Origin of the sequence: Microbacterium soli (assembly GCF_039539005.1) — a bacterium.
GTDB lineage: Bacteria > Actinomycetota > Actinomycetes > Actinomycetales > Microbacteriaceae > Microbacterium > Microbacterium soli.
The window spans coordinates 365,391-375,512 of sequence record NZ_BAABCP010000002.1 but is presented as its reverse complement, the minus strand read 5'-3'; the positions used below and the strand labels follow the sequence as shown (position 1 = coordinate 375,512).

The window sequence follows — 10,122 nt, the reverse complement described above, 5'->3', positions numbered from 1 at the left end:
TCATGGGATACATCAAGTCCGAAGCCCTCGAGGAAACCGGATTCGTCGTTCTCGACCGCTACGCCCAGGAGCTCGACCCCAAGGAGTGGTTGGACCTCGAGTACGTCGACTGGAAGTCCTCCGGCGACACCCGCTTCGCCCCGCTGGCGAGCGCCAAGGGCGACATCGAGTGCAACGGCTTCTGGAACCACAAGCCGCCGCGCACCGACAAGGACGGCGTCTGGATCGACTCGCAGGTGGAGAAGGCCCCCACCCTCGCCCGCCGGGCGCAGGAGCCGGGCGCGAACGTCGGGCGCTGTCGGGTGATCGAGCTGCAGCCGACGCCCTACGGCGACTGCCTCTACAACCTGCACCAGGATGACAACAACCGTCTCAACCCCGATGGCACCGGCTGGGTCGTGCGCGGGTTCTTCAACCTCACCGACGACAAGGACAGCTTCTTCGTGCTGCGTGAGAACCGCACCGACCCCAAGGGCGAGGTGCGCATCGCGCTTCCCGCCGGAGCACAGCTGATCATCGACACGCAGCGGCTGTGGCACGCGACGACCCACCTCGGGACGGAGCCGCGGTACAACCTCATCACCTCGTGGACCTCCGGGCCGGAGCTGGACGCGTACATCGAGAAGTACAACGGGACGAACAAGCACACGCAGGTCGAGGTCGCCCAGGACGTTCTCGAGCACGGTTACGCCGAGCAGGCTCGTAAGGATGCCGCGCGCGCGGCCTACTACGCGGCCAAGGGCCAGCAGGCCAAGCTCGCCATGAGCGAGGCCTGAACGCCGATCTCCGGTGGCGGCCCCGATGATCGGGTCGGGGCCGCCACCGGAGGTGGCTATCGGGCGGCTGGTCCCGCTGATCAGGTATCGAGCACGGCGATCGCCTCGATCTCGATCTTCAGCTCGGTTCCCACCAGTCGATCCACCCCGACATGCGATCTGCACGGGCGGTGACTGCCGAAGAACTCCGTGTAGGCCTCGTTGACCTCGTCCTGGGCATCCATGTCCGTGTTGAAGATCGTGACTTTGACGATGTCGAGGATCGTGCCTCCCGCCGTCTCGAGAGCGGTCTGGAGGTTCTTCAGACAAGCGGTCGTCTGCTCCTTCATGCTCGTCGGGACGCGAAGCTCGTCCTCGTCGTGCGGATGCTTGTGCACCAGTGGGAAAGCGGTGGCTCCTGAGAGGTAGACGGTCGTTCCGCTGACGGAGACCGCGGGACTGAACGGCATCTCGTCCGGATCCGCCCCGATCGTATGGAAGTTCTTCATGGTCATCCTCCTGAGTGCTATCCGACGATGACGCTCGAACTGCGTCCGGCCTCGTCGGAGGCGTCCTCCCCGGCGTCGTCCGTGCGGTGGCGGCTGAAGAGCTCCGGCTTGAGGAACAGGCAGATCACGGCCGCGACGATCGAGAAGACGCCCGTCTGGATGCTGCCGGCCGCAGCCCAGCCCCAGCTGGAGGCCATGGCGCCGATGATGTATCCCGCGAAGGCCGCAGGAACATACATGCTGGTCATGAACAGTCCTGAGGCGAGCCCCGAGAGCCTCTGATTGAGGGACTTCACGAACCCGCTGACGAGGTTCACGTATACGACTCCGCTGAAGGTCACGCCGAGGGCGAAGGAGAAGATGCCCTGGCTGATCGGGTCCGTCGGCCCGAGGAACATCAGGAATCCGATCACCGCGGTCGCCACATTCGAGGCCACCAGGACCCATCGCATGTTGAACCAGTCACCGAGATAGCCGCCGATGAGAGAAGCGAGCGATCCCAGCCCTGACAGGCTGAAGATGAAGCCGGCCGAGAGGGCCTCGTAACCGAGGTGCTCGCGCAGGAACGTGGGGTACATGCCGAGGAATCCGAATGTCACGAGGCCTCCGAGGGCGGTCGCCGGGATGAGGAGGTACGTGTTGTGGTTCCACAGACTGTCGGCGCCCCCGATGACCTTGGCCGACTCGTCCTCGAGGTGGAGGTGCCCGTCGATGATCCGCTTCGGCAGGAGCAACGTCCCGATGAAGGCGACGAAGCCCACCACGGCGAAGACGATCATCGGCACTCGCCAGGCACCGCTCGCCTCGAGCATCACCCCGCCGAGGTACGGACCGACGAAGGATCCGATCGCGAAGGCCGAGTTGACCGCGCCCATGGCCGCACCGCGGTAACGGCTGAACATGACGCCCGCGATGGCGAACAGCGCGGTCAGCTGCAACGACTCTCCGATGCCGCTCAGCACGCGATACGCGGCCATGTCCCAGTACTGCACCGACCAGATGGTCAGCAGCGTGCCTGCCGAGAAGATGAACAGACCGATGTTGAACAGATGCTTCTTCGAGTACCGGTGCAGCAGGTACCCGACCGGGAAGCCGGTCAGCCCCATCCCGAGGTACGAGATCGTCGAGATGAATCCCGCGTCGCTGAGCCCGAAACCGTACTCGTGCAGGATGTCCGAGATGAACACCGGGAAGGAGGTGCGGTCGATGGCGTTGATCACGTATCCGATGATCAGAACGGTGAATATGCCGAGGATGACGAGGGTGTTCTTGTCGACCAGCGTCCCATCGGACTTGTTTGCGGACGACGTTTGCGCATGCATATTGTCACATCCTTGTGTTCGTGGGGTTGCGCGACCCGACTCACCGAGTCGCGGCCACCACTGGGTTTTGGAGCTGCCCGAGGCCGACGATGTCAACGCTGACGTTGTCGCCGACTTCGAGGTATCGTGGGGCGTCCATGCCCCACGCCACTCCTTGAGGGGTTCCTGTGGCGATGATGTCTCCGGGTTCGAGGGTGATCGACCGGGAGAGATCGCTGATGAGCTCGGCGACGGAGAACAGCATGTCTCGAGTGACGCCGTTCTGCCGCTCCTCGCCGTTGACCGCGCTCGTGATGCGGAGCTTCTGAGGATCGGGAACCTCATCGGCGGTCACGATCCATGGTCCGCACGGCGCATACGTGTTCGCAGACTTGCCCAGGAACCACTGATTCCGCTGCTGCTGAATGTTCCGTGCGGTGATGTCGTTGAGCAGTGTGTATCCGAAGACATGCGACAGTGCGTCCTCGACGCTCACCCGGAAGGTCGGTCTGCCGATCACCACGGCGAGCTCGGCCTCGTAATCGAGGTGGTCCGTCAGATCGTGATCGAGGAGGATCGGCTGTCGATGACCGGTCAGCGCGGTGTGCGCCTTCGTGAACCAGATCGGATGCTCGGGCACTTTCGCGGGGACGCCTTCCGCCTTCGCGCCCTCTCGCACATGCTCCAAGTAGTTCTTCCCCACGCAGAAGATGTTCTTCGGGGGGATGACCGGGGGCAGCCACTCGATGTCCCCGAGCTCCCGTGCCTGCGCTGAGAGAAGTCGGACCTCGGCATCCTGCAAAGGATGCCGGATGATGTCCCGCACGGTGTGCGCAGCGTCTCTCCCGCGAAGCGCCGAGACCGGTGCGACACCGTGATCCGTGACGAGCGCTGCCGTCGGCTGCCCATCTTGGCTGATGGTCGCCAGTCGCATGGTCAGTCCTCTGTGAGGGCGAACAGCCGAGCAGGAGCCCCGTCACTCTGCTGCAGCTTGTAGAAGGCGGGGTACAGGAAGGCGTTCTTCCCCCTGAGAAGGTGGAAGTTCGTGCCCTGCTCGATGAGGAAGACGCCCGCGCCCAGCAGAATCCGGTGGACGATGAACTCCTCGGAGGTGAAGTCGGGCTGCCTCGCGCAGTACTCCTCGAAGAAGTCGAAGACGATCGCCTTCGGCTTCCGCGCGGCCAGCCAGTGCGCGGCCGACTCGTGCAGCCAGGGCGACTGCGTGTAGTAGTCGGGGAACTTCCCCCACATCTCATCCGACCAGCCGGTGTGCAGCACCGCGAGCTGTCCCGGTTGGAGTCCCGGGTCGGTTCGCCCGAGATCGTCCTCCGTGACGGCCTCCCCCGGCCCCTTGGTGAGCTCGAACAGCGCGGCACGTCCGCAGACGTCGTTCAGGGAGACATCGCTGGTCTTCGCGCCGTCTTCGTACACGTGCCACGGGGTGTCGAAGTGAGTGCCCGTGTGCACACTGTGACTGACGTGCGTGACCTGCCAGAATCCGGGGCCCTTGTGATGATGCTCCATCTGAAGCTGCTGATTCGTCGATGGCGGCCCGAAGGTGTCCGGCCCGATCGGCACGCTCAGATCAATCGGTTGACGATGCACCGTAGTCCTCCTCTGTCTCGTGGGTGATGTAGACGGTCGCGGCTCGGTCGATGTGATTCCGCATCCGCCCCGCGGCGAGAACCGGGTCGCCATCGCTGATGGCCCTGATGATGCTCTCGTGATGGCGATGAACCTCGCTGTCCCAGGCCTGGTCGGTGAGGTTGCTGAGACTCGCGACCGCGATACGGTCCCACACGCGGTTCAGCGCGTCGATGACGACCCAGTTGTCGCCCATCTCGGCGACCGCTTTGTGGAACCGCAGGTTCTGGAGGGCGGCGAGGCGTGCGTCCCCCTCCGCTGCTGCGGCATCCACCTCCTGGGCGAGCCGTTTGAGCTCTTGGATCTGAACCGGTGCGAGATACCCGTCTCGCATGCGCTCGGCGGCGAGGCTGGCAGCGAGGGCCTCGAAGGCGCTCCGGGCCCGATACACATCGCGCGCCTCCTTCTGTGAGAGAACGCTGACGATCTGATTCCGGCCCGATGCCTGCACGAGCCCGTCGTCCTGCAGCTTCCGAAGCGCCTCCCGCACGGGAGTGCGGCTCACCGTGTACTTCTCGCTCAGCCGGCGCTCGCTCAGGACCGCGCCAGGGGGGAACTCGCCATGGATCAGAGCATCTCGGAGCTGCAGATAGACCGAATCCGATGCGCTGAGTCCGTTGCGGTACAGGCCCGCCGATATCTTCATGGTATGCATGGTATTCGTGGTATACCACATCGTCAAGGGTAGGCTTTCCGAACAGAGGAGGACGAATGTCCCTGGCCTCAGCACTCGCGCTCGTCGCTGCGGGATTCGGTGCCGGTGTCATCAATACCGTCATCGGTTCGGGATCGTTGATCAGTTACCCGGCGATGGTGCTGCTCGGTCTGCCTCCGGTGTCCGCGAACATCGCCAACACGGTCGGACTCGTGCCGGGCTCCGTCGCCGGAGCCTGGGCGTACCGAAGGGAACTGCGGACGATACGACCGCTCTTGCTCCGACTCGGCGCGGCGTCCGCGGCGGGCGCCATGATCGGCGCGACGCTGCTCACCGTCCTGCCTCCGGCTCTGTTCCAATTCGTCGTGCCGGTGCTCATACTCGGCGCGGCCCTGCTCGTCTTCTTCCAACGCCGGATCATCGATGCCGTCAACCCCTCGCACGGCACCCGTTGGCTGCCTCTGCTCTGCGCGGTGTTCGCGGCATCCGTGTACGGGGGATACTTCTCCGCGGCACAAGGAGTGATCCTGCTCGCGGTGCTCGGTCTGTACCTCGCGGAGGACATGCAGGTGCAGAACGCGCTGAAGAACCTGCTCCAGTGCCTGGTGAACGTGGTCGCGGCGATCTACTTCGCCGCGTTCAGCCACGTCGCGTGGACCTGGGCTCTCTGGGTCGGCATCGGTGCCGTGCTCGGTGCGCTCGTCGGCTACCGGCTCGCGAGGAGGCTGCCCGCCCGGGTCTTCCGCATCTTCATCGCGGTGTTCGGAACGCTCGTCGCCGTGGTCATGGCGTATCTCGCATTCAACCCGATCGGCGGTTGAGGCCAGGCGTGGTCAACGGCTCGTTCCCCCTGGTGAGTCTCGTCGCGTGCTTGTCATTCCGTGGAATCTGAGTGATAATCGCCGTACAACCGCATAGTTCACCGTGCTCGTCGGAGCAGGATCCTCGGATCAGGTCGTAGGGGAAGACGCACCTGATGAAACGGAGAGATCATGGCGACGGGATACGCACGCGGAGTGGTGTACATCCACTCCGCACCACGCGCGCTCTGCCCGCACCTCGAATGGGCGGTGGGGCGCGCCATCGGTCGTGCGGTGAGCTTCGACTGGATCGATCAGCCGGTGCAACCCGGCACGCGCCGAGCCGAGTTCGCCTGGGACGGCCCGGTCGGCAGCGGGTCGGCGATAGCGACGGCCATCCGCGGATGGGAGCATCTGCGCTTCGAGGTCTCCGAGGACCCCAGCCCCGGCAATGACGGCGGACGCTGGCTGCACACGCCCGACCTCGGCATCCACTACGCGCAGACGGACACCGTGGGCAACGTCGTGATCGGCGAGGACCGCATCCGCTATGCGATGGAGATCGCCGCAGGGAACGTCGACGAGTTGCAGCGCGAACTCGACATCGCGCTCGGCGCAGCCTGGGACGAGGAGCTCGAGCCGTTCCGGCATGCGGGGGACGACGTGCGGGTGGTCTGGCTGCACAAGGTCGGCTGAGGCCCGGGTCGGCGCATGGCGGAGAAGACACGCGGAGGAGGCCCCGGTACCGGCATCCGGTGAATCGTCCCGGACGCGGGGAAGGCGAATCCTCCGCCGAAGACAGAAGCCCCCTGCGGGGAAGCAGGGGGCTTCGTCCTGCCCGGGATGACCGGGAGGCGATGTCAGGCGCTGCGGAACGCGACGACGGCGTTGTGCCCGCCGAAGCCGAACGAGTTGCTGATGGCCAGCAGGTCGCCGTCGCCCAGAGGCTGCGGAGACGTCGACAGCCTGAACGGCACGGCCGGGTCCGGCTCGGTCATGTTGATGGTCGGAGGGGCGACGCGGTCGCGCAGGGCCAGGACCGTGTACACCGCCTCGAGCGCACCGGTGCCGCCGAGCAGATGGCCGGTCGACGCCTTGGTCGCCGACACGGGGATCTCGGTGATGCGGTCGCCGAAGACGCGCTGGAGGGCCTCGAACTCGTTGGGGTCGCCCACCGGGGTGGATGTGGCATGCGCGTTGATGTGCGACACCTCGTGCGGTGCGGCACCCGCCTGCGCGAGGGCCGCTTCGACGGCGCGCGCCGCTCCGGCGCCCTCCGGGTCGTTCCCCGTGATGTGGTACGAGTCGGCCGAGACGCCGCCGCCGGCGAGGTACGCGTAGATCCTCGCGCCGCGGGCCTTCGCGTGCTCCTCGGTCTCCAGCACCAGTGCCGCACCGCCTTCGCCCATGACGAAGCCGTCACGGTCGATGGCACCGGGACGCGATGCCGTCGCGGGATCGTCGTTGCGACGGGAGAGCGCCTGCGCTGAGGAGAACGAGGCTATCGTGATCGGATGGATCGCGGACTCCGCACCACCGGCGATGACCACGTCGGCCAGACCGTCCTGCAGGTGCTCGTAGGCGTTGGCGATCGACTCGGTGCTGGAAGCGCAGGCACTGACGACCGTGCGGGCGAAGGCCTTCGCGTGGAAGTGCAGGGAGAGGTTCCCCGCACCCGCGTTGGGCATGAGCATCGGCACCGTCAGCGGCATGACGCGCCGGGGGCCCTTCTCCCGCAGGGTGTCCCAGGCATCCAGCAGCGTCCACACGCCGCCGATCCCGGTCGCCCAGTCCACGCCGAGGCGCTCGGGGGCCACGTCGGGGGAGCCGGCATCCTCCCAGGCCTCACGGGCCGCGATGAGTGCGAACTGCGTCGACGGGTCGAGCCGCTTCGCCTCGTGGCGGGGGAGCACCTCCTCCGGACGGACCATCGCCTCTGCGGCGAAACGGACGGGGAGCTGGTACTTCTCGACCCAGTCGTGCTGCAGCGTGCGAGTGCCGGACGTCCCCGCGAGCAGCGCGGCCCAGTTGTCGGGGGCCGTACCGCCCAGAGCGGACGTGGCGCCGATACCGGTGACGACGATGCGCTTGGTCATGAAGGTCCTTCGTGAGGATGGGTGTGGTTCAGGGAAGGAGGATGCCACGCCCCGTGCGGAACGGGGGTGGCATCCGCGGGATCACTCCTGGCCGGCGACGATGAAGTTGACGGCGTCGGCGACGGTCTTGAGGTTCTTGACCTCGTCGTCGGGGATGGTGACGCCGAACTTCTCCTCGGCGTTGACGACGATCGTCATCATCGAGATGGAGTCGATGTCGAGGTCGTCGGTGAACGACTTCTCCATCGCGACCTCGGAAGCGTCGATGCCGGTCTCGTCGGTGACCAGCTCAGCAAGACCTGCGAGGACCTCGTCGTTGGTGAGAGCCATGGTGTTTCCTCTTTCTCGGAATGGTTTCGAACCGGTGAACAGTCTAGGGAAGGCGCTCCCCTCAGGGGAGCACCACGACCTGCGCGCCGAAGACGAGCCCTGCGCCGAAGCCGATCTGCAGCGCCAGACCGCCGCTGAGCTCGGGGTGCTCTTCGAGCAGACGGTGGGTGGCCAGAGGGATGGAGGCGGCCGACGTGTTGCCCGTCGTCTCGATGTCGCGGGCGATGACGGTGGTCTCGGGGAGCTTCAGCTGCTTGGCGAACTGCTCCACGATCCGCAGGTTCGCCTGATGCGGGATGAAGGCGGCGAGGTCGGATGCCTCGATGCCGGCGCGATCGAGCGCCTCCTTGGCGACCTTGGCCATCTCCCACACGGCCCAGCGGAACACGCTCGGACCCTCCTGGCGGAGGGTCGGCCAGGGGGCTTTGCCGTCGCGGAACTCGGTGAGTGTGTGGTTCATGCCCACGAGGTCCGCCTTGGAGCCGTCGGAGCCCCACACCGTGGCGGAGATCCCGGGTGTCTCGCTGGGACCGATGACGACGGCGCCCGCACCGTCTCCGAGCAGGAACGAGATGCTGCGGTCGGTCGGGTCGACGATGTCGGACAGCTTCTCGGCTCCGATCACGACGGCGTAGTGCGCCGCCCCCGCACGGATGAGGGCGTCGGCCTGCGCGACGGCGTACGCGTAGCCGGCGCAGGCCGCATTGATGTCGTACGCCGCGGCCGGGTTCGCGCCGATCCGGTCGGCGACGATCGCCGACACCGAGGGCGTCTGCTTGGGATTGCTGATGGTCGCCACGATGACGAGGTCGATGTCGGCCGGATCGACAGCGGAGCGCTCCACGGCCTCTGCGGCTGCAGCCGAGGAGAGGTCGATCGCGGTGGTCTCGGGTACTGCACGGGTGCGTGTGATGATGCCGGTGCGCTGACGGATCCACTCGTCGCTGGAGTCGATCGGTCCGATCAGATCGTCGTTGGGGACCGCTTTCTCTCCGCGAGCCGCCCCGACCGCGTAGAGCCGGGTGTGGGCGGCGCCGGTCGCCTGCTTGAGCATGGTCATGCTGCTTCTCCGTTCAGCAGCGCTGCGGCTGCGTCGAGATCGTCCGGGGTCTTCACGGCGACGGTGGGGACGCCCTTCAGCCCGCGCTTGGCGAGGCCGACGAGGGCGCCTGCGGGAGCGACCTCGATGAAGCCGGTGATGCCGGCATCCTTCATGGAGTCCATGCACCGGTCCCAGCGCACGGGCGAGGACACCTGCGTGACGATGCGGTCCAGTGCATCGCGCCCGTCGGTCACGACGGCGCCGTCGCGGTTCGACCAGAGCGTGAGGGTCGGATCATGCGGGGTGAGGTCGTCGACGGCCGCGCGGAGCGTGTCCACGGCTGCGGCCATGTATGAAGTGTGGAACGCACCGGCGACCTGCAGCGGCATGACGCGGACTCCGCGAGGTGCGCTCTCCGCGAGCTTCGCGAGCCCCTCCAGCGCACCGGCTGCCACGACCTGCCCGGCGACGTTGTAGTTGGCGGGTGCGAGGCCGAGCTCATCGAGCAGCGCCAGCACCGCATCGGCGTCGCCACCGAGGACGGCGCTCATGCCGGTGGCGGCGTGGGCCGCAGCATCCGCCATCGCCCGACCGCGGATGCCGACCAGCCGCATCGCGTCGAGGCCGGGGATGACGCCCGCCGCCGCCAGGGCTGCGAGCTCACCGACCGAGTGCCCCGCGAGACCGTCGGGGTGTCGACCCGCGCGCAGCACGAGCTGTCCGCCCGCGATCATCGACGCGGCGACGATGAGCGGCTGGGCGATACGCGTGTCGCGGATGGTGTCGGCATCCGACCGGGTGCCGTGCAGGACCAGATCGACCTCCGCGGCTTCCGAGTAGGCCGCGAGCTGCTCGGCGACGCCGTCCAACTCGAGCCAGGGTGCGAGGAAACCGGGGGTCTGAGAGCCCTGTCCAGGGCAGGCGACGACGATCACTCATCCATCTTGCCAATGATTCCCGCGGCACGGTGGATGGATCATCACAAGAATC

Annotated in this window: 12 protein-coding genes; 3 read left to right on the top strand and 9 right to left on the bottom strand. The window is 66.5% G+C overall.

All coding sequences use genetic code 11. From position 1 onward, the window contains the following. The first annotated feature begins 2 nt into the window (after positions 1–2). Complete coding sequence (locus ABD770_RS14015) at positions 3–776, top strand: hypothetical protein (protein ID WP_344820446.1); 774 nt, start codon at positions 3–5, stop codon at positions 774–776. A gap of 80 nt (positions 777–856) precedes the next feature. Here the strand turns inward: ABD770_RS14015 and ABD770_RS14010 are convergent, their stop codons facing one another. Genes ABD770_RS14010 through ABD770_RS13990 form a run of 5 tightly spaced genes read right to left on the bottom strand, consistent with a single transcriptional unit; the run spans position 857 to position 4,855 of the window. Next, positions 857–1,264 carry a RidA family protein gene (locus ABD770_RS14010; protein WP_344820294.1) on the bottom strand — a complete coding sequence of 136 codons (408 nt, stop codon included), beginning with the start codon at positions 1,262–1,264 and terminating at the stop codon, positions 857–859. Positions 1,265–1,281: 17 nt separating this feature from the next. Further along, positions 1,282–2,586 (bottom strand): MFS transporter, encoded by a 1,305-nt coding sequence (locus tag ABD770_RS14005; protein ID WP_344820293.1) that lies wholly within the window; start codon positions 2,584–2,586, stop codon positions 1,282–1,284. A 40-nt stretch (positions 2,587–2,626) separates the two neighbouring features. Further along, positions 2,627–3,499: a fumarylacetoacetate hydrolase family protein gene (locus tag ABD770_RS14000; protein WP_344820292.1), complete on the bottom strand. Its 873-nt coding sequence runs from the start codon at positions 3,497–3,499 to the stop codon at positions 2,627–2,629. A gap of 2 nt (positions 3,500–3,501) precedes the next feature. Continuing rightward, the gene (locus ABD770_RS13995; protein WP_344820291.1) at positions 3,502–4,170 is read right to left on the bottom strand and encodes a cyclase family protein; all 669 of its coding nucleotides are present in this window, start codon (positions 4,168–4,170) and stop codon (positions 3,502–3,504) included. Then, positions 4,151–4,855, bottom strand: a complete 705-nt coding sequence (locus ABD770_RS13990) for a GntR family transcriptional regulator (protein ID WP_344820290.1) — start codon at positions 4,853–4,855, stop codon at positions 4,151–4,153. Before ABD770_RS13990 ends, ABD770_RS13995 begins: the two co-directional genes overlap by 20 nt. Before the next feature lie 65 nt (positions 4,856–4,920). On the opposite strand from ABD770_RS13990, the gene ABD770_RS13985 reads away from it, so the two are divergent. Then, on the top strand, positions 4,921–5,685 hold the full coding sequence (locus tag ABD770_RS13985) for a sulfite exporter TauE/SafE family protein (protein WP_344820289.1): 765 nt from the start codon (positions 4,921–4,923) through the stop codon (positions 5,683–5,685). Positions 5,686–5,856: 171 nt separating this feature from the next. Next, positions 5,857–6,360: a DUF3145 domain-containing protein gene (locus tag ABD770_RS13980; protein WP_344820288.1), complete on the top strand. Its 504-nt coding sequence runs from the start codon at positions 5,857–5,859 to the stop codon at positions 6,358–6,360. A 164-nt stretch (positions 6,361–6,524) separates the two neighbouring features. Here ABD770_RS13980 and ABD770_RS13975 read toward each other — a convergent pair whose 3' ends face one another. From ABD770_RS13975 to ABD770_RS13960, 4 genes are all read right to left on the bottom strand, one after another. After that, positions 6,525–7,760: a beta-ketoacyl-[acyl-carrier-protein] synthase family protein gene (locus ABD770_RS13975; protein ID WP_344820287.1), complete on the bottom strand. Its 1,236-nt coding sequence runs from the start codon at positions 7,758–7,760 to the stop codon at positions 6,525–6,527. A gap of 81 nt (positions 7,761–7,841) precedes the next feature. Next, positions 7,842–8,090: an acyl carrier protein gene (locus tag ABD770_RS13970; RefSeq protein ID WP_087130211.1), complete on the bottom strand. Its 249-nt coding sequence runs from the start codon at positions 8,088–8,090 to the stop codon at positions 7,842–7,844. A 61-nt stretch (positions 8,091–8,151) separates the two neighbouring features. Continuing rightward, a complete protein-coding gene (locus ABD770_RS13965) occupies positions 8,152–9,150 on the bottom strand; it encodes a beta-ketoacyl-ACP synthase III (protein ID WP_344820286.1) in 999 nt (332 codons plus the stop codon). After that, the gene (locus ABD770_RS13960; protein ID WP_344820285.1) at positions 9,147–10,067 is read right to left on the bottom strand and encodes an ACP S-malonyltransferase; all 921 of its coding nucleotides are present in this window, start codon (positions 10,065–10,067) and stop codon (positions 9,147–9,149) included. The genes ABD770_RS13965 and ABD770_RS13960 overlap by 4 nt, the downstream gene beginning before the upstream one ends. Positions 10,068–10,122 lie beyond the last annotated feature (55 nt).

What these genes read in the sequence shown, in the direction of transcription:
- ABD770_RS13975 (WP_344820287.1), bottom strand. Translation starts at nt 7,760, where the DNA reads ATGACCAAGCGCATCGTCGTCACCGGTATCGGCGCCACGTCCGCTCTG.
- ABD770_RS14000 (WP_344820292.1), bottom strand. Translation starts at nt 3,499, where the DNA reads ATGCGACTGGCGACCATCAGCCAAGATGGGCAGCCGACGGCAGCGCTC.
- ABD770_RS13985 (WP_344820289.1), top strand. Translation starts at nt 4,921, where the DNA reads ATGTCCCTGGCCTCAGCACTCGCGCTCGTCGCTGCGGGATTCGGTGCC.
- ABD770_RS14005 (WP_344820293.1), bottom strand. Translation starts at nt 2,586, where the DNA reads ATGCATGCGCAAACGTCGTCCGCAAACAAGTCCGATGGGACGCTGGTC.
- ABD770_RS13980 (WP_344820288.1), top strand. Translation starts at nt 5,857, where the DNA reads ATGGCGACGGGATACGCACGCGGAGTGGTGTACATCCACTCCGCACCA.
- ABD770_RS14015 (WP_344820446.1), top strand. Translation starts at nt 3, where the DNA reads ATGGGATACATCAAGTCCGAAGCCCTCGAGGAAACCGGATTCGTCGTT.
- ABD770_RS13970 (WP_087130211.1), bottom strand. Translation starts at nt 8,090, where the DNA reads ATGGCTCTCACCAACGACGAGGTCCTCGCAGGTCTTGCTGAGCTGGTC.
- ABD770_RS13990 (WP_344820290.1), bottom strand. Translation starts at nt 4,855, where the DNA reads ATGAAGATATCGGCGGGCCTGTACCGCAACGGACTCAGCGCATCGGAT.
- ABD770_RS14010 (WP_344820294.1), bottom strand. Translation starts at nt 1,264, where the DNA reads ATGAAGAACTTCCATACGATCGGGGCGGATCCGGACGAGATGCCGTTC.
- ABD770_RS13965 (WP_344820286.1), bottom strand. Translation starts at nt 9,150, where the DNA reads ATGACCATGCTCAAGCAGGCGACCGGCGCCGCCCACACCCGGCTCTAC.